23 protein-coding genes are annotated in these 20,341 nt (G+C 43.3%); 2 read left to right on the plus strand and 21 right to left on the minus strand.

Features of this window, described 5'->3' with window-relative positions; all coding sequences use genetic code 11:
• Positions 1-12 precede the first annotated feature (12 nt).
• From V6D42_RS07140 to V6D42_RS07195, 12 genes are all read right to left on the minus strand, one after another.
• On the minus strand, positions 13-1,206 hold the full coding sequence (locus tag V6D42_RS07140) for an ABC transporter permease (RefSeq protein ID WP_326202183.1): 1,194 nt from the start codon (positions 1,204-1,206) through the stop codon (positions 13-15).
• Positions 1,203-1,895, minus strand: coding sequence for an ABC transporter ATP-binding protein (locus V6D42_RS07145; RefSeq protein ID WP_168747669.1), 693 nt, complete (start codon positions 1,893-1,895; stop codon positions 1,203-1,205). The genes V6D42_RS07140 and V6D42_RS07145 overlap by 4 nt, the downstream gene beginning before the upstream one ends.
• A complete protein-coding gene (locus tag V6D42_RS07150; RefSeq protein ID WP_333512763.1) occupies positions 1,896-3,032 on the minus strand; it encodes an efflux RND transporter periplasmic adaptor subunit in 1,137 nt (378 codons plus the stop codon).
• 4 nt (positions 3,033-3,036) lie between these two features.
• Complete coding sequence (gene yknW, locus V6D42_RS07155) at positions 3,037-3,732, minus strand: toxin SDP protection protein YknW (protein ID WP_333512764.1); 696 nt, start codon at positions 3,730-3,732, stop codon at positions 3,037-3,039.
• Positions 3,733-3,851: 119 nt separating this feature from the next.
• Positions 3,852-5,666 (minus strand): ABC transporter ATP-binding protein, encoded by a 1,815-nt coding sequence (locus tag V6D42_RS07160; RefSeq protein WP_333512765.1) that lies wholly within the window; start codon positions 5,664-5,666, stop codon positions 3,852-3,854.
• A 9-nt stretch (positions 5,667-5,675) separates the two neighbouring features.
• On the minus strand, positions 5,676-7,433 hold the full coding sequence (locus tag V6D42_RS07165) for an ABC transporter ATP-binding protein (protein WP_333512766.1): 1,758 nt from the start codon (positions 7,431-7,433) through the stop codon (positions 5,676-5,678).
• Positions 7,434-7,669: 236 nt separating this feature from the next.
• A complete protein-coding gene (gene moaD / locus V6D42_RS07170; RefSeq protein WP_326192094.1) occupies positions 7,670-7,903 on the minus strand; it encodes a molybdopterin converting factor subunit 1 in 234 nt (77 codons plus the stop codon).
• On the minus strand, positions 7,896-8,369 hold the full coding sequence (locus V6D42_RS07175) for a molybdenum cofactor biosynthesis protein MoaE (protein ID WP_095714706.1): 474 nt from the start codon (positions 8,367-8,369) through the stop codon (positions 7,896-7,898). Before V6D42_RS07175 ends, moaD begins: the two co-directional genes overlap by 8 nt.
• Positions 8,369-8,890: a molybdopterin-guanine dinucleotide biosynthesis protein B gene (gene mobB, locus V6D42_RS07180; protein WP_026014702.1), complete on the minus strand. Its 522-nt coding sequence runs from the start codon at positions 8,888-8,890 to the stop codon at positions 8,369-8,371. Before mobB ends, V6D42_RS07175 begins: the two co-directional genes overlap by 1 nt.
• On the minus strand, positions 8,851-10,143 hold the full coding sequence (locus tag V6D42_RS07185) for a molybdopterin molybdotransferase MoeA (protein WP_326202169.1): 1,293 nt from the start codon (positions 10,141-10,143) through the stop codon (positions 8,851-8,853). Before V6D42_RS07185 ends, mobB begins: the two co-directional genes overlap by 40 nt.
• 17 nt (positions 10,144-10,160) lie before the next feature.
• Positions 10,161-11,180, minus strand: coding sequence for a MoeB/ThiF family adenylyltransferase (locus V6D42_RS07190; RefSeq protein ID WP_268505557.1), 1,020 nt, complete (start codon positions 11,178-11,180; stop codon positions 10,161-10,163).
• A 51-nt stretch (positions 11,181-11,231) separates the two neighbouring features.
• A complete protein-coding gene (locus V6D42_RS07195) occupies positions 11,232-11,831 on the minus strand; it encodes a molybdenum cofactor guanylyltransferase (protein ID WP_333512767.1) in 600 nt (199 codons plus the stop codon).
• Positions 11,832-11,963: 132 nt separating this feature from the next.
• Between V6D42_RS07195 and V6D42_RS07200 the strand changes: the two genes are divergently transcribed.
• Positions 11,964-12,929, plus strand: a complete 966-nt coding sequence (locus tag V6D42_RS07200; RefSeq protein ID WP_326202164.1) for a sporulation protein — start codon at positions 11,964-11,966, stop codon at positions 12,927-12,929.
• A 42-nt stretch (positions 12,930-12,971) separates the two neighbouring features.
• Here V6D42_RS07200 and rok read toward each other — a convergent pair whose 3' ends face one another.
• The 3 genes from rok to ahpA form a co-directional block, all read right to left on the minus strand.
• A complete protein-coding gene (gene rok / locus V6D42_RS07205; RefSeq protein ID WP_010334068.1) occupies positions 12,972-13,556 on the minus strand; it encodes a transcriptional regulator Rok in 585 nt (194 codons plus the stop codon).
• Between the two features lie 449 nt (positions 13,557-14,005).
• Positions 14,006-14,464 (minus strand): thiol-disulfide oxidoreductase YkuV, encoded by a 459-nt coding sequence (ykuV, locus tag V6D42_RS07210; RefSeq protein ID WP_333512768.1) that lies wholly within the window; start codon positions 14,462-14,464, stop codon positions 14,006-14,008.
• A gap of 81 nt (positions 14,465-14,545) precedes the next feature.
• A complete protein-coding gene (gene ahpA / locus V6D42_RS07215) occupies positions 14,546-15,088 on the minus strand; it encodes a biofilm-specific peroxidase AhpA (protein ID WP_010334066.1) in 543 nt (180 codons plus the stop codon).
• A 244-nt stretch (positions 15,089-15,332) separates the two neighbouring features.
• Here ahpA and V6D42_RS07220 point away from each other — a divergent pair, with 244 nt between their 5' ends.
• Positions 15,333-16,136: a mechanosensitive ion channel family protein gene (locus V6D42_RS07220; protein ID WP_044156062.1), complete on the plus strand. Its 804-nt coding sequence runs from the start codon at positions 15,333-15,335 to the stop codon at positions 16,134-16,136.
• Positions 16,137-16,170: 34 nt separating this feature from the next.
• Here V6D42_RS07220 and V6D42_RS07225 read toward each other — a convergent pair whose 3' ends face one another.
• From V6D42_RS07225 to V6D42_RS07250, 6 genes are all read right to left on the minus strand, one after another.
• The gene (locus V6D42_RS07225; protein WP_010334064.1) at positions 16,171-16,416 is read right to left on the minus strand and encodes a YkuS family protein; all 246 of its coding nucleotides are present in this window, start codon (positions 16,414-16,416) and stop codon (positions 16,171-16,173) included.
• A gap of 60 nt (positions 16,417-16,476) precedes the next feature.
• Entirely contained in the window at positions 16,477-17,601 is a 1,125-nt protein-coding gene (locus V6D42_RS07230; protein ID WP_333512769.1) for an N-acetyldiaminopimelate deacetylase, read from the minus strand.
• Positions 17,602-17,671: 70 nt separating this feature from the next.
• Complete coding sequence (gene dapD / locus V6D42_RS07235; RefSeq protein ID WP_333512770.1) at positions 17,672-18,382, minus strand: 2,3,4,5-tetrahydropyridine-2,6-dicarboxylate N-acetyltransferase; 711 nt, start codon at positions 18,380-18,382, stop codon at positions 17,672-17,674.
• A gap of 105 nt (positions 18,383-18,487) precedes the next feature.
• Entirely contained in the window at positions 18,488-18,943 is a 456-nt protein-coding gene (locus V6D42_RS07240; protein WP_229148106.1) for a flavodoxin, read from the minus strand.
• A gap of 15 nt (positions 18,944-18,958) precedes the next feature.
• Positions 18,959-19,852, minus strand: a complete 894-nt coding sequence (locus V6D42_RS07245; RefSeq protein ID WP_333512771.1) for a WD40/YVTN/BNR-like repeat-containing protein — start codon at positions 19,850-19,852, stop codon at positions 18,959-18,961.
• Positions 19,842-20,318 carry a flavodoxin gene (locus V6D42_RS07250; RefSeq protein ID WP_333512772.1) on the minus strand — a complete coding sequence of 159 codons (477 nt, stop codon included), beginning with the start codon at positions 20,316-20,318 and terminating at the stop codon, positions 19,842-19,844. The genes V6D42_RS07245 and V6D42_RS07250 overlap by 11 nt, the downstream gene beginning before the upstream one ends.
• Positions 20,319-20,341: the final 23 nt, after the last annotated feature.

The following is a 20,341-nucleotide window of genomic DNA, read 5'->3' on the forward strand; positions in this document are numbered from 1 at the left end:
ATATGCATGAGGTTACTCGTAACGCAGCGCTTCAATCGGATCGAGCTTAGCAGCTTTATTTGCAGGAAGCATTCCAAACACTACGCCAATAAGCATACTGAACAGCACGCCTACGCATATGACCTGCCAGGATACTAATGACGGCCAGCCGGCAATGGCAGAAACCAGCGCGGCCCCTCCATATCCGATCCCGATCCCAATTAGTCCGCCGATGAGCGTTAATACCACAGATTCAATTAAAAACTGGGTCAGAATTTGTCCTCTAGTCGCTCCGAGAGATTTCCGAATTCCGATTTCCCGCGTTCGTTCTGTCACTGACACAAGCATAATATTCATGACTCCGATTCCGCCGACTACAAGCGATATGCCTGCAATTGAGCCGATAATTGTGGTCATAATTGTTGTGATCTTTCCAATTCCTGCTGCAATCTCTTCCATGTTCATTACTTGATATGAATCCTCAGTGCCGTGATTGTCATTCATCAGCTGTGCCGCTTCTTTACCGATAGATTTTATATCATCAGCCGATTCGACCTGCAATGACACATTACTGAAGTCACTTTTACCAAAAGACGATTTCATCATATTAAACGGCACATACATTTCACTTAGTCCAAAAGACAGCAAACCTGTTTCCTTCTTCAGTACACCGATAATTTCAACAGGCTGTCCGTTTACCCAGACAACTTCACCGAGAGGAGAGGATTTATCAAACAGCTCTTCGGCCATTTTTTGTGATATAATGCCCGCCCTTTTTCCCGCAAGAAAGTCATTATCAGTAAAGGTTCTCCCGCTTTCTATTTCTAAGGAATTCACATTCATATATCCGTCGTTGATTCCGTTAATGGTTACATCGGTTTCTTCCTCATGATAACGCGCCTTCATGCTTTCAGAAGTGGATGCAACTACTTGTCTTATCCCATCTATCTCTTTTAATCCGCTAATATCGTTTTCTGTGAAAGTTGACGCCGTTACGGCGTTCGGATTGCTTGCAAGCTCTTCGTCACTCGGCATGTAGTATAGTTCCACCGTATTCCCCGGACCGCTGATGGACTGCTTAAGCATCTGCTCGCCGCCCTGCCCTACAGCAACGACAACAATAACAGAGCCAACACCAATGATGATTCCGAGCATCGTTAAAATGGAGCGCATTTTATGTGCAAGAACAGAGCTCAAAGCCATTCTGACGTTTTCTAACAGACTCATTCTCCCACGCTCCTTTGTCCGGAGCCCGGAGGAACAATTTCTCCATCTCGCACCATGATGACCCGGTTCGTGCAATCTGCAACTTCAGGCTCGTGGGTAACAAGTACAATTGTTGTTCCCTCGTCGTTTAACGCTGTAAATTGGTCCATAATCGATGCACTTGTTTTTGTATCCAACGCGCCCGTCGGTTCATCCGCCAAAATTAATTTTGGTTCATTGACGATTGCCCTTGCAATGGCCACACGCTGCTTCTGGCCACCGGATAACTCATTCGGCATATGAAGCATTCGATCGGCTAATCCGACCTTTTCTAAGGCTCTTTCAGCTCTCTCTTGACGTTCTTTTTTTCCAATGCCGGAATAAATCATTGGCAGCTCGACATTTTTTTTAGCGTTCAGCCGCGGGAGAAGCTGGAATTGCTGAAAGACAAAACCGATGGATTTGTTGCGGACCGCGGCCAGTTCTTTGTCTTTATAAGAAGAGATGTCTTCACCGTCCAGCTTATATATACCGGAAGTCGGACGATCCAGACAGCCGATAATATTCATAATCGTTGATTTTCCCGATCCTGACGGCCCCATGATCGAAACGTATTCCCCTTGATTGATGTTCAAATCAATCGAATGAAGAACATCAAACGTTTCTCTGCCGATCTGGTAGCTTTTTCGCACTTTAGAAAGCTGAATCATTTATGCTTTCACTTCCGTTCCGTCAGCCAAATCATCAGCAGGATTTAAAATGACTTGGTCATCCTTAGAAATTCCTTCTTTGATTTCCGTTACGTCGTCTGTTACTTCACCGATTTTGACATCGACTCGCTTGGCTTTACCATCCTTTACTGTATACACGTAATATTGATCATCTTCTTTTTTAACTGCCTTAGAAGGAAGCGTATTGGTTTTCCGCTTATCCGTCTCAATGTTCATAATGAATTTAAAACCCGGCTTTCCTTCTGGAAGATTGCCTTTTATTTTAACTTGAAGCGGGTATTGAACCGCCTGATCTGTGCCAGCTGCTGCCGCGGCGTTTTCCTGCTGATCCGGCACCAGTCCGACAGCGGAAACTGTCCCTTTCCATGTTTTATCCTGAATGACATCTGAAGTGAGTGTGACCTTTTGGCCTTTTTTGACTTTAAGTGTATCGTATTCAGACAATTTCCCTGAAACAACAAGGTTTTTAGGATTACCAATATGTATAACAGGTTCTTGAATATCTGATTTTTTTGATGCCGCTTCTTTGTTGACTGAAATTACAGTGCCATCGATCTCGCTTTTCACTTGAAGATCTGACATTTTATTAGCAAGCGACTGCCGCTGAAGCTCAGTTTGCTTTAATTCAATTTGAGCCGTTTTTTCCTGCATTTCAAGCTCTGTGCGCTCAGATTCAATTTGCTTTTCTGCTTCTTTCTTTCCGAGCTGTTTTGTCAGTTCTTTTTCTTTATTGTCCAACGCTTGTAACTTTTCTAGAATCTGATCGATTTGCAGCCGGTTCGATTCAGCGGTTAATTCATTTTGTTCTTTTTCCAGACTGAGCTGCTCATTCGAATAAGTGACTAACGGCGTACCCTTTTTGACTTTGTCGCCTTCCTTCACTTTAATGTCGTGCAAAGTTCCTTTATCCGCTTCATAAAACACATATTGTTCATCTGAAAATTTAAGTGTGCCTGGAACCATAACCGTTGACGATATCTTTTTTTCTTCGAGGCTTCCCGTCTCCACCTTCTGGCCGGCGCTGCCGCTTGCAGGAGCGGCAGACCGGTAAATATTAATTCCAATAAAAAGAGCGACTAATGCTGCAATCCCAATTCCGATCCAGACTTTTTTCATCTAATTATGCACCTGCCACAGAGCTTATTGATCCTGAAATAAACGAAAATGCGACCAAAAGGACGAAAAGAATAATAACGGATATCCACCCTGCTTTTTTTGAGATGCCTCCCGTTTTGTGAAGACCGATCGCTAATAATACATAGCTCCAAATGCTGAAGATTTCAAATGTATTTAATACGTTTGCTAAAGGCATGTCTGAATGAATAATTCCAGCAAGTGATGTCATGCTGTAAAGTGAACTTGCATCAGTTGTAAAAGCTACAATGCCATTAACCAATAATCCTAAGCTGCTGATTAAGGAGACAAACAGACCGAGAGAAAGCATTTTCTTATACGTCGTTACGCCTCCTGATATTTTCACGCAGAGCCAATAAATGAGAGGCGCAATAAATAAAGCTGCAATTCCGCCAAGAATCGAACCTGCCATTGCTCCAAATTTGGTAATGGTTGCGACAGTTGAAATTTGCTCAGGCGATAAACCTTCAGTATCGGTCGCTTTAAGAAGCTCGCTATAATCCGTTCCGAGCCCCTGCAATACAGCACCAACTATGATGATTGCCGCAACAATCAAGAACGGGCCCCATACAACCGGCCTTTCTCTTATTCTCTCAAATTGAATTCCAGGACTTGTGATCACACCAAAAATGGATGGCTTTTCAGTTGTTACTCCACCGTTTTTTTCTACATTTGCTTCCATATAAATCCTCCTTTAACATATCTAGCTGATAATACGTAAGGGTCTAAAAAAAGTTTCATATTTTCAAAAAAATATTCAAATCATTCAAAAGACCTTCCTGATTTTAAAACTGAAGGCTTTTATTCTGCAGTGATGCTGTACTGCGATTTCACCAGTCCTGCGTAAATACCTCCTTTCCCAAGCAGCTGTTCGTGATTCCCCTCTTCCATTTTCCTGCCGTGATCTAGAACGATGATATGGTCGGCGTCGCGGATCGTGGACAGTCTGTGGGCAATCATGACGGCTGTACGATCTTTCAGCAATGTTTTTAAAGCCTGCTGGATTTTGACCTCTGTCTCTGTATCAATGCTTGCCGTGGCTTCGTCAAGAATGATAATAGCAGGATCTGCGAGCAGCGCTCTTGCGAAGGAAATGAGCTGGCGCTGACCGGCGGATAGTACGCTTCCCCTTTCTTCCACCTCTGTTTCGTATCCTTCTGCTAAACCAGAAATAAACTCATCCGCTCCGACTGCTTGAGCAGCTTTTATTACTTCTTCGTCTGAGGCATCCGGCCTTCCGAAGCGAATATTTTCCATAATCGTTCCGGAGAAAATAAACGTGTCTTGAAGCACAATGCTGATTTGAGAGCGCAAACTGGCAAGGGATAGGTCTGTTATCGGAATGCCGTCTATTTTAATGGTTCCTCCTGTTGCATCATAAAAACGGCTGATTAAATTGGCAATCGTTGTTTTCCCGCTCCCTGTGTGACCGACAAGTGCAAGTGTAGAGCCTGCAGGAATGGAAAAGGAGACAGAATGAAGAGCCTTTCGCTTTTCATCATAAGAAAATTCAACCTCTTCAAAGCTGATATGGCCTTTTATATTTTTCTTATGAATGGCTTCCGGTTTTTCCTTGACGTTCGGCTGTTCATCTAAAAATTCAAAAATCCGCTCTGACGAGGCCATCCCCATTAACAATTGGTTATAAACCTGGCCTAATCTTGAAATAGGCTCCCAAAACATGCCTAAATAGAAGGCAAAAGATACGAAGACACCTATCGTAATGGTTTCGTTCATGATGAGTGTGGCGCCATACCATATTAATACAGCTGTTCCTACCGCATTTGTCATTTCTACCAGCGGACGGAACACAGCATTTTTTCTTGTTGCTTCCCGCCATGATTGATAGTTTTCTTGATTGACTCCGTCAAAATACGTCATGTTCTCTTGTTCCTGCGTGAAAGCCTGCGTTACGCGGATACCTTGGATGCTTTCGTTTAAATGGGAGTTCAGCTTTGATTGCTTCAGGCGAACCGTTTGCCATGAACGGCGGATTTTTTTTCTGAGACTTGTTGAAATAAAAAACATAATCGGCAGAGTCACCATGATGGCTATGGTCAGTTCAGGACTTAGCGTGAATAAAATGATGACGACTCCCGCCAAAAGCAATAAATCTGTTAATAAGTTAATTACGCCGCTTGTGAAAAGCTCCTGAAGGGAGTTAATGTCATTCATAATTCTGACGAGAATAGACCCTGCCGATCTCTGATCGAAAAATCGATGGGACAAGCGCTGCACATGGGTAAATAAATGCTGGCGCAAATCGTAAATGACATGCTGGCCAAGCTGGTTCATCCATCTGATCCTTAGCATATTGGCTACATAATTAACAGCGTATAAAACGCTGATCAAAATCATCAGCTGCATCAGCAATTCCGAATTCTTTGCTGTAATGGCTTGATCGAGAACATAAACACCGATCAGAATGGGAATGACAAGCTTCACAGCAGTCCCAATCAAAACGGTGAGAAAAGAAAGCGGCAGAATTGTTTTTCGATACGGTTTGACATAGCTTAACAGCCGCCACATTTGAGCCCAGTTAAACGGTTTTTCAATAATTTCATCTGAAGAATAATAGAAACGCTCCAAAATCCCCTGTTTTTTTGCTTGTTTCATATGTTCCTCCTATCCGACCTGATGAGGCTCATTTATCATATTGGCATCCCGGTATTGCAAATCGTATATCTTTTTGTAATAGCCGTTTTTGGCAAGAAGCTCGTGATGAGTGCCTCTTTCACGAATGCTGCCTTTATCGAAGACGAGAATTTCATCTGCGTGTTTCAGTGATGAAATTCGGTGAGCGATGATAAAGGTTGTGCGGTTTTTCATGACATCTTTTAACGCAAGCTGTATGCTGTGCTCGGTTTGCATATCTACTGCACTTGTAGCGTCATCTAATATTAAAATGCTTGGGTTTAAACAGATGGCTCTGGCAATAGCAATGCGCTGCTTCTGGCCGCCTGAAAGCCCCAGCCCCCTTTCTCCAAGCATGGTGTCATATCCGTCAGGCAGTTCCATAATAAACTCGTGAGCCTGAGCCCTTTTTGCCGCAGCTATAACCTCCTCCATCGAAGCGGCCGGCTTCCCGTATGAAATATTTGATCGAATAGTAGATGAAAATAGGAATGATTCTTGAAGTACGACTCCAATATTTGAGCGAAGGGTTTTTAATGAATAATCTGTGATAGGTTTATGATCAATCGTGATGATTCCGCCTGCCGGACTGTAAAATCTAGTCAGAAGCTGTGTGACTGAGCTTTTTCCAGATCCCGTAGGGCCCAAAAGTCCGATCATCTTTCCGCTGTCTGCTTCAAAGCTTACATTGGAAAGCGCGTTGGTTTGCTCATTTTTGTATGCGAGAGACACATCTTTGAATGAGACATCTCCGGTTAACTTTGGCTGGTGTAGAGCATGAGCATGGTCTTTAATGTCTTCCTCTTCGTCAAGAATGTCTAACAGACGCTCTCCTGAGGCTTTTGCCTGAGAAAACATATTAATCACAAAACCTAAGTTCATGATCGGCCACATCATATAACTGACAAGACTGAAGAAAGCGACAAGCTCACCCGGATTCAGCTGATTTTGCATGACCAAATAGCCGCCGTATGAAAGAAGAGCCACAATACAAATATTGCCGATAAATTCCATCAGCGGAAAATACGCAGACCAGATGAATGACGTTTGTAAATATGTTGTTCTGTAGGCCGCATTTGCCTTACTAAAGGCACTGATTTGAAAATCTTCTCTTGATAGTGACTTAACTGTGTTGATGCCGCTGATATTTTCCTGCACCTTTGTATTAAGCTTCGCAAACGATTTTCTAATACCTCGGAAGGCAGGGTGTACTCTTTTGTCAAACTGATATACTGCGATCGCCAGAAAAGGCAAAGCAGCGATTGTTACCAGCGTAAGAGGAACCGAATAGTAAAACATGACTGATAAGCTGATCGCAATCAGCAAGCCGAATCGAATAAACTCAGCAAGCCCATAGGATAAAAAAAACCTAAGCCCCTCAACATCGGCTGTCAGCCTGGACATCAAATCACCTGTTTTGGCATTGTCATAGTAAGAAAAAGAAAGCCTCTGCAGTTTTCCATACAGGCCATTTCTCAGCCGATAAACAGATTTGATTCCAAACATATCACCTAAATACTGATGAAAAAAAGTGGCGGTTCCTTTTACAGCCATTACCGCAATAAATCCCAGACTGATCCATACTGCAAGCTGATACTGCCTCCCCAGTACGATCTCATCAATCGTAATTTGAAGAATGATCGGATAAACGACCGTTATCGCTGTCATCAAAAACATCGCCAGAAGCGACCACATAAACACCTTTCTGTACGGCCAATAAAATGATTTTAATCTTTTAAATGTCTCCATATCCAGCACCCTTCCAGTTTTTTCACCCTTACTATATTGATTCCCGAAATAAATTTCTATTATTTTTCCAAAATTCAATCTAATGATGGAGATGGTCTCTTACTTTATATGGTGGGACTATGTAAAATAAATGCTTACAGAAAATCATTGTATGCAGGATGAGGAGCAGGATATGCAAAAAACGAGAGATATGGCTTCTAACGCAAAAACCGGACGGCTTTATCGCCGTCCGGTTTTCATCCCCCGCTGACAGGCGGAATAACAGCCACCGTGTCACCGGAAGATACTGAAGTATTTTCTTTGACGTAGCTTTCATTTACGGCAATCATAGCCGTATCAATTGATTCAAGTCCGTATTGTTCCTTTAATACTGCTTTTACATCATCGGTTGTTGCTTGTTCCATATCAATTTCAAGCGTTGACGTGCCGGCCTTTTCAGCAAGTCCCGCAAACAAAAGAATGTTAATCATGCTGCTCTCCCTCACTTAGATCTGGTTTTCCATTCGGATAAGCTGTTGTCTCAAGCTGGTCACCAATCCATTGCTCTCCGTCTTCCCAAATTTCCTTTTTCCAAATAGGCACTATTTGTTTAATGCGTTCGATTGCATACTCATTGGCTTCATAAGCAGCTTTTCGATGGGGAGAAGACACAGCGATGACAACTGCCGCTTCGCCGATATCCAGTACACCGATCCGGTGTGTGATAGCAGCTGAGGCACCTTTCCATTTCTCTTCTATTTCAGCCCCGATTTGGGCCAGCATCTGCACAGCCATCGGTTCATAAGCCTCATATTCCAGCCTGATTGTTTTTTTTCCGTTTGTCCACTCCCGAACCGTCCCGATGAACGTGGTAATAGCTCCGGCTTCCCGTTTCTCTACCTTTTTTATGATATCTTCAGTAACGATGGGTGTTTTCGTGATCTCAAATCGACCCATTACACAGATTCCCCCTTCAGCTGTGAAAGCACATAATCAACTCCTGCTGGATCATCCGCGTGAAAAACGGGTAATCCTTGGTGTGAAGCCATTTGTTCTTTTTCTCTGTACATGATTGCGATTATATTTACTGCCTGCAGTTCGGCCAGATCATCCTTATCTCGTACTATAACGACTTTAGGGTAAGGAGCTTTTTTAAAGCCTTCTATGAGCAGGCAATCCATATCGAGAAAGCGATATAACTCGATCAGCTGCGGGAGATCCCATTTACGGCGGGCCGTAAGCTGTAAAACACCCGCTCCTTCTACTGCTGTTATATCAGCTCCCGCGGCTTGGTAACGGTCAGTGTCTTTTCCTTCAGTGAATGCTTCTGGTTCGCCGCCATGACCGTGATGCTTCAAGCAGCCTGCATGCAGCCCCTGTTGTGCGGCTTTTTTAAGTATACGCTCTATCAACGTTGTTTTTCCGCTGTTTTGGAACCCTACAATTTGGACGATTGGGAAAGGACGGACCAAGGCCACTCACTTCCATTCTCTTCTCTGATCAGCAGCACGTGAACCGTTCTACCCGATTCGTAACCTCTCGTACCGCCCGGCAGGATGATAAACGCATTCGCCTCTGCAAGTGAAGTGACAGAGCTTGACTTATCTAATCCAACGGGAGCCGCTAACAGCTTTCCTTCCTGATGGTGTACATAAGCACGTACAAATCGGGTAAAAGGATTTGGCTTAGGAAAGTCCTTAGTCAAAACAGCTTCTGCGCAAATGGGATGCGGTTTATCATGAAGCAGCCATGTCCGGATCATCGGTTTTACAAACAGTTCAAAACCGACATAGCATGCCGAAGGGTTACCTGACAGCCCAAACAGCAGCATATCATTTGCATGAGCCACAGTCGTTACACTTCCTGGACGCATAGCAACTTTATTAAAGAGCACCTCCGCCCCGAGTCTTTCATAGATTGCAGGCAAAAAGTCAAAGTCACCAACTGACACGCCGCCTGTTGTGATTAGAAAATCAACCTTTTCCATCGCTTCTTCGACCGCAGCAAAGCTTTGATCAAGATCATCGGAAATTTTCCCTAAGTAAAGAGGTGAAGCGCCCGCTTCAATGACTTGTGCATATACCATACTTGCGTTGCTGTTACGGATTTTCCCCGGCTCCAGCGGGTCACTGACATTCAGCAATTCAGTGCCGGTTGCGATGATCCCAACAACAGGCTTTCTCACGACAGGCACAGAAGCGTATCCAAAGGTTGCCAGAAGAGCTGTTACTCCCGGGGTAATTCGAGTGCCCGTTCTGACTAAAACGCTCCCTTTTCGAGCATCTTCGCCTGTTTTTGAAATATTGTCCCCTGGGTGGAAGCGGCGTTTTAAAGACATAAACGGCTGACCATTCTCTTCAAAGGTTTGAGTCAGCTCAATCATGACCACTGCATCCGCGCCTTTTGGAATTTGCGCACCTGTCATGATCCGCACTGCCTGAAACGCAGCAAGTTCTTTCTCAGATACAGCCCCTGCTCCGATATGGTCAATGACCTCAAAGCGGACAGGGTGTTCGCGTGAAGCTTCAGCCGTATCACATGCTCTGACAGCAAAACCGTCATATGGCGAACGGTCAAATGCAGGCACATGGTGATCTGCCGTTACATCTTCAGCTAAAAATCGATGAAGGCTGTTTTCAAGCGCCACCCATTCTGTTTCCCCTCGTTTTTGAAATCGTCCGACACGCCGAACAGCTTCATCTACCGGTATCGGTGTTCTTTTCTCCAGCATTCTGAACCCTCCTGTTGTTACAATCCGATTACTCTTGCCAACACAGAATTGGCTTCTTTCACATCACTTGTTCCGTGAATCAGAGCCCGTCCGTCATTAAAAATGACGATTCTAAAATGTTCATAATAAATATGAAGCAAAAATGCATTGGCCTCTACCTTGCCGATTGTTTTCAGCCGACTGACGAGCTCCTGCTTCGGTATTCTTTTTAATGACTCTGATCTGACTTGAACCGTATCACGGCCGCACAGTACAGCGGCTTTTGGCGTGTTCCAATCTTGTAGATAAGGATAAACTGCGTGTGCGCCGCATGACGGACAATCTTCGACTCGTACATCGCTAACGTTTATTTTCATATGTGAATTGTTCCAGACATCAAACGTGACAAAGCCGCGCTGTATCGCTTCTGTGTTTCCCGTTAACAGTTTCAGCGCTTCTGCCTGCTGATAGGCTGAAACCATATGGACCGCAGGGGGAATAATCCCCGCTGTATCGCACGTCGCTCCGCCGACAGGAATTTGTTCAAACAAACAAGACAAACAAGGTGTCTCCCCCGGTATAATCGTCATGAACATCCCTTGACTGCTTACACATGCGCCATAAATCCACGGTGTCTTTGTTTTCTGAGCTAGATCGTTGATAAGCATACGTGTTTCAAAATTATCTGTCGCATCGATAACAATATCCGCTTTTTCAATCAGCGGTTCAAGTGTTTCAGCCGTCCCCTCTGTAACGTATGCCTCAATATGTATGCCGCTGTTTATAGCGGATAAATGTTCTTTGGCAGCCATAGCTTTCGGCATGCGGAGTTCTGCATCGCTTTCTGTATAGAGCTGCTGCCTTTGCAGATTGCTCCATTCTACATAATCACGGTCAATGATGGTGACGGTTCCCACTCCCGCTCTCGATAGCCCTTCAGCTCCGGCTGTTCCGAGCGCTCCTGCTCCTACGATCAGCACGCGGCTGTCTGCCAGTCTTTGCTGGCCCTCTTCTCCAATTTGCTTAAATCTGATTTGCCGTGAATAACGCTCCTCCATCAAACCTGATCTCCTTATCTTTTATGTCAATCATACCATGTTTTACTCCCGTCAGTCCCAGCAGGAGAATGTCTTGAATTCTTCCAAACGCCTATAGTCATCGCGTGTATTAATATTCATAAACTCTTCCGGCACTGCCGCGATTTCCTCTGCCTGTACGTAACGAACTGAAATACGGTCTACCAAATCTGATATTCTTAATTTTTTTTCAGATAGCTGTTCATATAGAATAGGCATGATCCTTTTATGATACAGTGCTATCAATGGCTGCTCTCGTCCGCCTGATATCGGGATGACTGCGTCCGTATCGGCAGTCACCATGCGCCTGAGCTCCGCCATCGTCCTTCTACGTATTAACGGTGTGTCACAGGATAGAATCGTATAAAGGTCACCGTCTGTCTTTTCAAAAGCAGTATAGATACCAGCCAATGGGCCCATTCCCTGGAACGGCTCCGCGTCTTGATATACTTCGGTTTCGCCATTCTCTTGAAATCTATCGATAAACTCGGGACGGCTGATGATGACCGCTTGCTCACCAAGCGCCTTTTTAGCCCATTCGTAAAACATGCGGCCTCTCCAATTTACAAAAGCCTTGGGCTCCCCAAATCGGCGTGAGGCTCCTCCTGCTAAAAGTACATTTATATGTTTCATGCTCTCACCTCTAGTTACCAAAAGCATAGCAAAAGCAAGGCTCCAACGCCAATGCTTGTCTGTTTATTAAAGAGGAATAGCTGTTCAGTATTTGCATATTGTAATGTTAACATCATGAGGGAGATGGTTCGCTTGAAAAGATCAGGTCCTTTTTTCCATGACGTGTCACAGGAGAACCTTTATTTAAAATCAGAGCTGTCAAGGTGCCATAAACTTATTTCCGAGCTTGAGGCAAGCTACTTCCATCAGAAAAATAACAAACTGCTCAAAGAAAATACCAATATGAAAGAAAAACTTCAGCAGCTGTCTGCTGAGTTAAAGCAAATGTCAATGAAAGAAAAACACGCCTCCCATACGAGTCATACACTGCATCAAATGAGAGCCGAACTACTCGATAAAATCGTCACCTTGCAGGAGCTTCTTTCCGCGGAAACCTACAAACGCAAAACTGAAATTGAAGAAAAACATAAGCTTCATATCGAAAAAATCAAAATTGAGGAAGAAAATAAAAATTTGCATAAACAAATCATTCATCTTAATACCTCTATCCAGCGAGAACAGCACGAATTGTTTCAAGCAAAGCAGCAAGCCGAAACGATAAAAGCCGAAAACGGACGCTTAAAAGAGCAAATGATAGAAAAAGAATACCAGCTAAAACATATCAAAATAGAAATAGATCATATGAAAGATCGAATCATAGAAACGAAAGAAAGGCTGCTTGAAATAGAAAAAACGAAAGAAAAACTATTTCAAGAAACTATTATTTCGTACAAACGGCAGCTTGATGAAAGTGATGCCTGGATTGCTTCTCATTTTGCCGATATTGATGGCGGCGCGAAACAAAAAGAAAAAACGGCAGAAGAAGCTCAAACCGTTTACGCACCGTCAAGTCATGTAGAGACCATCCTTGAAGATGTCACAAAACAAGTAAATGAGCTTCAAAAACAGCTGACCAGAGTCCAATCATCTGACCAGCTTATCAATCATAAAATTGAAGAGCTGAAGAGCCGCGCCGCCGAAGAAAAACCTTATCAAAAATGGGTGTATAAGCTTAATCTTGAAAAAGAAAATAAACCTTCCTCGAAAAAAACCCAATAATAAAAAAACTGCTTGAGCTCTTCAAGCAGTTTTTCTGTGTGCCTATTCTGTTGCTGATTCAGTTGATTCAACGGATTCGATTTCGCCCTCTAAAATGTACTGGCCGCGATACGGTTTTTTCACTTCAGGATACATTTTAATTAAGCTTTGCATAAACGTTGTCATATTAGGAATTTCCAGACCGCTTTCCTTTTCAATCTCTTTTTGAAGTTCGGAACTTTTAATTGCCGCGTTGTGGCGTTTTAATGTTTTAATAGCCGCTTCACGCAGTTTAGCTGCTTTTGACCCCGGTCTTGCCGTTCCTCTTCTTCTTCTTGTCGCTCCATCTGGTATACCGGCAGGAAGAGAGGAAATAGTTTGAAGCTGAGGCTGGGCGGACTGCTGCTGTGATGGCGGCTGATAGCTTCTGATTTCCTGAGCTGCAAGCTCGGCGAGAACTGGCAGAGAGTCAGTTTTTCTTTCAGAACGGAACTCCTTTTTCGTTTCGGAAGGGCTTCCATTTCTGTCCAGCTCTCTTAATTTTGCGTATATTTTATCGCGTTCAATTTGATATTCACGAATGACTTTCACTTCAGCTTCATTTAATTGTTCTAATCGCAAGCGCAAAGCTTCTCTTTCATTAAACATTCCTCAATGTACCCCCTATCAGAATTAACATCTTTAATTAAGATATTAGATTACAAAAGTAATTTTATCAACTATTATTTTAGCATTTTACTATTATATTTACTCTATGAAAAATTCCTTATTTTCTGAAAACGTTTTATTTTTCAACAGACCTCTTTATCCACAAGGGTTCAAAGCTTATGTCAATCATTTGGAATAATGTTGAAAATCTATCTTTTAATTACTTCTTTAATGAAATTTAGTGTAATATCTACAATTTTCGCATTCTGAGATATGAAAAATATCTAAATTTGCAGAAAAACATAAGAAATTAGGTCTCTTTTTTAGAAGATAAGTCATTAAAAAACGTTTTTCTTATACCCAAATATGGAAAAATAAGCTTCTTACTCTTTTCCTTTTTTGCGCAAATAAAAAAACCTGATAACCTCAGGTTTTTTATTTGCGCAACATTATTCAGCTGCTTGTTCTGTTTCAGCCAGAACGCGGTTCACACGTTTTTCAAGCATTTTCATGCCGCTGCCGCCCGCTTGAAAATGACGAAGCTGGCCGGTTTTATCAAACACATAGTACGCCGGCACATACTCGTTTTCAAATGCGTCGGTTAAAGCGTGGTCGCTATCAATAAAAATAGGCTGAGTCATGTCATGTTCTGCAGCTACTTCCTTGATTTTGTCGAGATCCAGGTCGTCTTCGGAACGAGGCATATGAACAGCTACAACGTTCAGCTTGTCTTGATATTTGTCACGGAATTCATTCACCTGCGGCATTGCTTCTTTACACAGGTGACAGCTGATAGACCAGAAATGAATCAGTGTCGGTTTTTCTCCAATCAGTTGTTCTTTTGTTACTTCACCGTTGAACCAAGCTTTTTCTCCTGTCAATTCAGGCATTGGCTGACGTAATTTCATCGCTTTTTCCTCCTAGTGAGCAGTAAGAGTCAAAAAGGCCTAACGAATTGTTAGACCTTTTTCTTTCGTTCTCAAAAAGAATTAAAGTGTTTTTTGACCTGGTTTCCAGTTAGCCGGGCATAGTCCGCCTGTTTGAAGTGCTTGCAGCACTCGAAGCGTTTCATCAACGTCACGGCCGATGTTGTTATGGAAAACCGTTTGATATTGTAGCTCGCCTTCAGGATTGATAATAAACAATCCGCGAAGTGCGACGCCTTCTTCTTCAATTAAAACGCCATATTCACGGGATACTTCATGGTTAGTATCAGCAGCAAGCGGATATTTCAGCTGACCTAGACCATTTTCTTTGCGGTCTGTGTTGATCCACGCCAAGTGGGTATGGATTGTATCAGTTGAAACGCCGATCACTTCAGCATCAAGATCTTCGAACTCGTCATAACGGTCAGACATCGCTGTAATTTCTGTCGGACAGACAAAAGTAAAGTCCATTGGATAGAAGAAAAGAACCGTCCATTTGTCGTTTTTCATGTTTTCTTCAAGACTAACTTTGCCAAATTCCTTATTTGCAAGGACTGCTTCCATTTCAAAACGAGGAGCTTGTTTACCTACCATACGTTCTGCCATATGTATCCCTCCAATTGATAGTTTGGCTTTAAAAGCCAGACAGATAAGAAAATAAAGGAAAATATCCCTTATTTCGTTAATAACATCACAATGACCATTATATCGAAGCACATTTTCACAGTCAATTTTTAACAAAGAATACATGTCTTTGCCTTCGACATTTTACGTTAAAAAGTTTAACATGTTCATGTATAGGGAAACAAATTTTAACATGCTGCAACACATTCAGAAAGGAAGCTCCAACATGGATTTTATTACACACTATGATTGGGCAGGTCTTGTCACCAATGCGGGTGTTTTACTCATTAAGCTCGTCATTATGATTTGCCTCTATTTTATCGTTCGATCTGTAGGCATGAGAATTATTAAACATCTATTTGCAAAATTTGAAGCGCAAAACAATCTGACTATCGGACGGGCTCACACGCTCCGAAGCCTGACACTTAACGTATTTGCTTACATATTGATTTTTATTTTTTTCGTTATGGTTCTGGATTTGTTTCATTACGATCCAAGCGCTCTTTTAGCCGGTGCGGGAATCGTAGGTCTGGCAGTCGGTTTTGGCGCCCAAGGCCTTGTCAGCGACATCGTGACAGGTTTTTTTATTTTGCTTGAAAAACAATTGGATGTCGGAGATTATATAACCGTTGCGACCTTTGACGGAATTGTGGAGCAGGTCGGTTTAAGAACGACCCAAATCCGCAGCTTTGACGGCACACTGCATTACATCCCGAATCGGAACATCACAAATGTAAGCAACCATTCCCGAGGAACGATGCAGGCCCTGGTTGATATTAAAGTACCTGCTGAAAGAAACCTCGATGAAACCATTCACATCTTACAACATGTATGTGACGAAACGGCAGCTGCTCTTCCGCAAATTAAAGAGGGCCCTAATGTTATCGGCATTCAAGAGCTGGGAACCTCTGAAATTGTGATCAGAGTCATTGCCAAAACAGAAAATATGGAACAGTGGCGGGTCGAACGCGTGCTGAGAAAAGAAATAAAAACCGCACTCGATCGCGCTTTTCCTAAAGAAACAGAATAATAAAAGAACCGAAGCTTTTGCTTCGGTTTTTACTTTACTGAATTCTGCTTTCAACTTCGCTGCAAATTTCTTCAGCAGTCATCCCGGAAGCTGTAATGACTGGTGCTTGTGTTACTGTATCGGCAATACCTTGCACATTGTTGTCTAGCCCTGTTACGACACAGCAGTCACAGCCTTTTGCATCTGCAGGACTTTTCATCATGACAACGTCATATCCTTTTTCTCTTAATGCAGCTTCTACATCTGATAACGACTGTTCAATTCCAATTTTTTTTGTCATAAAGAACACCTCCGTTAAATAGGGTGCTCATCATATGGCATTTTATTCTTTACATTGTACTTAATTGGCATAAACAGAAAAATAACCTGTCATCACGTTAACCGCTGTTTCGATTGCATTTTCATCAGGATTCAGCTTCGCGTGATGGAGTCCGTGCGCGGAATCAGCGCCGAGCCAGAACATGAAACCCGGATATTTTTTCAGCATGTAGCCAAAATCCTCTCCGGTCATCGCTTCTTTTGCTTCAATTACTTGTGCCAATTTGTGCTCAGCAACAAAAGACATAAATTCCTCTGTGAGCCCGCTTGTATTGTAAACTTGGTGATACACAGACGGATACGTCACTTTTCCTTTACAGCGAAAGCCGATTTCGATTCCTTTCACTAAATCTTCGATCCGTTCCTTTACCTGCTTCATGGATTCTTCAGAAAGCGTGCGGATTGTGCCTTCCAGGTGAGCTGTTTGCGCAATGATATTTTGCGCGGAGCCGCCCGTAATCGTACCGATAGTAATCACAGCGCTGTCCAGCGGGTCCGTATTTCTGGAGATGATTGTTTGCAGTTGAGTAACGAGTGTGCTTGCCGCTACAACCATATCCTCAGCTAAGTGCGGATAAGCAGCATGCCCCCCTTTGCCTTCCAGGTCAATGACAAGCTCTGATGTATTCGCAAAAAGCAAACCGCTTTTTGTCGCGATGGTGCCGACCGGTAGCTCTGGAGCAATATGAAGCGCAGTGATGAGATCAGGCTGCCACTTTTTCAAAACGTCGCTCTCTAGCATCGGTTCCGCTCCGCCTGGACCTTCCTCTGCCGGCTGGAATAAAAAGAGCAGATCCTGCTTAACAGGTTGATGAACAAAGTGGTCGATGATGCCCAGCGCAATCGTCATATGCAAATCGTGTCCGCAGGCGTGCATTTTGCCGTGGTGCTCTGATGCGAATGGCAGCCCTGTCTGCTCTTCGATTGATAGCGCATCAATGTCCGCTCGGTATCCGAGCATTTTTTCCGGCGCTGTTCCGTTCACTTTCACAAAAAGTCCTGTTCTCCATTTCTCAATTTCAATTCTGTCTTTCGGATATTTCTCCAAGACGTTTAATAAATATTGCTGTGTTTTGAATTCCTGAAATCCAAGCTCGGGAATACGGTGCAGATCTCTGCGGATTGCAATGAGCTCCTCTTTCTTCATTTTCATGTCCTCCTGCCTATACGAATAAGGCGTGGATATATCATCCACGCCTTTTTGATCAAATCATTCCTTACAGCTGGCGTAATTCCTGCTTGATTTCAGTTTTGCCTTTTGTTTTCTCATCGATATCTTTAATTTTCTTAGCAGGTGTTCCTGCAACAACTGTGTATGGCTCAACATCGTTCACTACGATCGCACCCGCAGCAACAACAGCTCCTTTACCAACTGTTACACCTTCGAGCACGACAGCATTTGCGCCAATCACAACGTCGTCTTCAATGACAACCGGTTTAGCGGATGGCGGCTCAATAACGCCCGCAAGCACAGAACCCGCACCGATGTGACAGTTTTTACCAACAGTAGCTCGTCCGCCAAGGACAACGTTCATATCGATCATTGTACCTTCTCCGATAACTGATCCGATATTGATAGAAGCCCCCATCATGATGACTGCGTTATCGCCAATTTCAACTTGGTCGCGAATGATCGCACCCGGCTCGATGCGCGCTTTTACATTTTTAAGATCAAGCATAGGAATCGCAGAGTTGCGGCGGTCATTTTCAACCACGTAATCTTCGATTTTGCTTTGGTTTTCTTCAATTGCTGTTTTGATTTCGTTCCATTCACCGAAGACAACACCAGTGTTTCCGTTTAGAAAAGCTTTCGCAGATTCACCGAAATTGATTCCTTCCAGCTCACCTTTTACATAAACCTTTACAGGTGTAGATTTTGTACTATTTTGAATAAATGAAATAATTTCATTTGCGTCCATCATTTTCATATGTATAGTCCTCCTCCTGATTTTCTACCTCATTACTGTATCAAAGGAAAGATACAAAGACAAGAAAAAAAGGAAACAGGCGCTCGGCATTTCTCTTTGCATCTATCAGACAGCACAGCCGCTTTTTCTAGCAAATTGTCTGCCGAATTCCTTTAATGCTTCCTCTTCTTCCCCTTCAGGATTCATTTCAACTTTTACGGAAGGAAGCACGATTTCGCCGCCTCGATCTTTTATTTTCTCTTCAAGTGTATCTACAGCACCGCAGAAAAATTCATATGCTGTATCACCGGAACCGAAAACGGCGCAGGTTTTCCCGGTAAAGTCAAGTGCATCCATTTCTTCGGCAAGGTCGAGAAATTCGTCAGGCAAATCTCCGTCTCCCCATGTATAGGTTCCTAAGATGATATGTTCATAATCATTAAACAGCTCGGCATCATCAATGTCCATCGCTTCAAAACGGTCTACTTCCGCTTCCGCCTCCTGAAGTCCCTTTTCAATCAAATCAGCCATGGCTTCTGTGTTGCCTGACATCGTTGCGTAAACCAGCAAAATCTTCCCCAATTCCGTATTCCTCCTCTAATGAATCATTGCTGAAACTTCGTATGGCTGGACAAATTTACATTCATACAAACCTGCACAAAAGAAATTTTCTCTTTGATTGGCGACTCTCCAGCCATGACCTTTAATGGTATCAAACCATCTTAGTTCTCGGGCCTCAAGATCAGCCTGATAAATCCTCGAATAGCCATTTTCATCTTGAGCCGTTGTGACATAAATAATGCCATCATCCTCTGAAATATCAAGAAACGATTCTTCCATTCTCATCATGCTGGAATGTATCGTAACTTCTTCAGCCGTAAAAATATGCTGTGCAATGACGGCTCCGTGCTTCCCTTTTACAGAGCCCATTGCAGCAACCAGCCATTTTTCATTGAACACTAGCATGGATGCCGTCATACGGCTGTCTTCTTTTTTTACCATTCGGACAGCGTCTTGTTTGAAATCGTAAGCCCAAATCCCTCCGAAGCATTCGTGTATTTGTGTACCAATATAAAGATTACCGCCGTGCAGACACAGTGAACGGATAACAGGCGGATGTTCAAATTCCGCAAAGGGTTTGGCAACCCGCCACGAAATACCGAAGTCTTCTGATACATAAACGCAATGCTTGCCATGGGCGCAAACAAATCCATCATTCCTGCCGGTAATCGCCCACACTGTCGCATTTGTCGGGAAGCTCGATATCGACCATGTTTTCCCCTCGTCAGATGAACGAATGATCGTTCCCTTTTCACCGACACCGAATAAATAAGGACCGATGTAACTGATGCAGTGTATTTTCGCTTTTAAACGAAAAAGCTTCTTCCAGCCTTGTTCCAAAGAATAATGAAAAATGCCCTCTCTTTTTAGTGCCACAAAATAGCCAGAAAACGCCGATGCCGCAACAGCTGTCGCACCTTTATGAAACATGGCTTTTTCCCTTGTTCACAAAGTCTGCCCATGCAAGAAAACCTCTTGCAAATTCTCTGCAGCTTTCCACGTCATCATCCGATTCAGGGGCAAGCTCAATTTTAAGTGTTTCTTGATAGACAGCAGCTCCCGCCTCTTGCAGCATGTCACTGAACAGATTGACAGCTTCGCAAAATTTCGGATAAGAGTAATCCCCCGAGCCGAAGCAAGCTGTTTTCAAGCCGTTAAGCTGGAGCTGCTGAACCTCTTCGAAAAAGTCCTCTGCTTCGTAAGGCAAATCACCATCCCCCCATGTATAGGTGCCAATGAGCACATAATCATAAGAAGTCAGAGCCGATGCTTCTGCGTCATCCATATCGATGCAATCAATGTCTAAACCATATTCCTGCAGCGTGTCTTTTATAATTCCAGCAATGTCTTCGGTATTTCCTGACATGCTGGCATATGTAATCAAGGCTTTTGCCATGTTATCACCTCATAATTGATAAT

Source organism: Bacillus sp. 0909A (assembly GCF_036765115.1).
In the GTDB taxonomy this organism is placed as follows: Bacteria; Bacillota; Bacilli; order Bacillales; family Bacillaceae; genus Bacillus; species Bacillus mojavensis.

Bases quoted from the DNA above. Each gene is read 5' to 3' on its own strand.
- V6D42_RS07165 (WP_333512766.1), bottom strand. From the start codon at position 7,433: ATGGAGACATTTAAAAGATTAAAATCATTTTATTGGCCGTACAGAAAG.
- V6D42_RS07185 (WP_326202169.1), bottom strand. From the start codon at position 10,143: ATGCTGGAGAAAAGAACACCGATACCGGTAGATGAAGCTGTTCGGCGT.
- ahpA (WP_010334066.1), bottom strand. From the start codon at position 15,088: ATGGCAGAACGTATGGTAGGTAAACAAGCTCCTCGTTTTGAAATGGAA.
- V6D42_RS07145 (WP_168747669.1), bottom strand. From the start codon at position 1,895: ATGATTCAGCTTTCTAAAGTGCGAAAAAGCTACCAGATCGGCAGAGAA.
- moaD (WP_326192094.1), bottom strand. From the start codon at position 7,903: ATGATTAACATTCTTTTGTTTGCGGGACTTGCTGAAAAGGCCGGCACG.
- V6D42_RS07175 (WP_095714706.1), bottom strand. From the start codon at position 8,369: ATGGGTCGATTTGAGATCACGAAAACACCCATCGTTACTGAAGATATC.
- V6D42_RS07245 (WP_333512771.1), bottom strand. From the start codon at position 19,852: ATGTTTCATAAAGGTGCGACAGCTGTTGCGGCATCGGCGTTTTCTGGC.
- yknW (WP_333512764.1), bottom strand. From the start codon at position 3,732: ATGGAAGCAAATGTAGAAAAAAACGGTGGAGTAACAACTGAAAAGCCA.
- rok (WP_010334068.1), bottom strand. From the start codon at position 13,556: ATGTTTAATGAAAGAGAAGCTTTGCGCTTGCGATTAGAACAATTAAAT.
- dapD (WP_333512770.1), bottom strand. From the start codon at position 18,382: ATGAAAATGATGGACGCAAATGAAATTATTTCATTTATTCAAAATAGT.
- V6D42_RS07250 (WP_333512772.1), bottom strand. From the start codon at position 20,318: ATGGCAAAAGCCTTGATTACATATGCCAGCATGTCAGGAAATACCGAA.
- V6D42_RS07230 (WP_333512769.1), bottom strand. From the start codon at position 17,601: ATGAAGAAAGAGGAGCTCATTGCAATCCGCAGAGATCTGCACCGTATT.
- V6D42_RS07225 (WP_010334064.1), bottom strand. From the start codon at position 16,416: ATGACAAAAAAAATTGGAATTGAACAGTCGTTATCAGATGTAGAAGCT.
- V6D42_RS07150 (WP_333512763.1), bottom strand. From the start codon at position 3,032: ATGAAAAAAGTCTGGATCGGAATTGGGATTGCAGCATTAGTCGCTCTT.
- V6D42_RS07220 (WP_044156062.1), top strand. From the start codon at position 15,333: ATGGATTTTATTACACACTATGATTGGGCAGGTCTTGTCACCAATGCG.
- V6D42_RS07140 (WP_326202183.1), bottom strand. From the start codon at position 1,206: ATGAGTCTGTTAGAAAACGTCAGAATGGCTTTGAGCTCTGTTCTTGCA.
- ykuV (WP_333512768.1), bottom strand. From the start codon at position 14,464: ATGAAATTACGTCAGCCAATGCCTGAATTGACAGGAGAAAAAGCTTGG.
- V6D42_RS07195 (WP_333512767.1), bottom strand. From the start codon at position 11,831: ATGAAACATATAAATGTACTTTTAGCAGGAGGAGCCTCACGCCGATTT.
- V6D42_RS07190 (WP_268505557.1), bottom strand. From the start codon at position 11,180: ATGGAGGAGCGTTATTCACGGCAAATCAGATTTAAGCAAATTGGAGAA.
- V6D42_RS07160 (WP_333512765.1), bottom strand. From the start codon at position 5,666: ATGAAACAAGCAAAAAAACAGGGGATTTTGGAGCGTTTCTATTATTCT.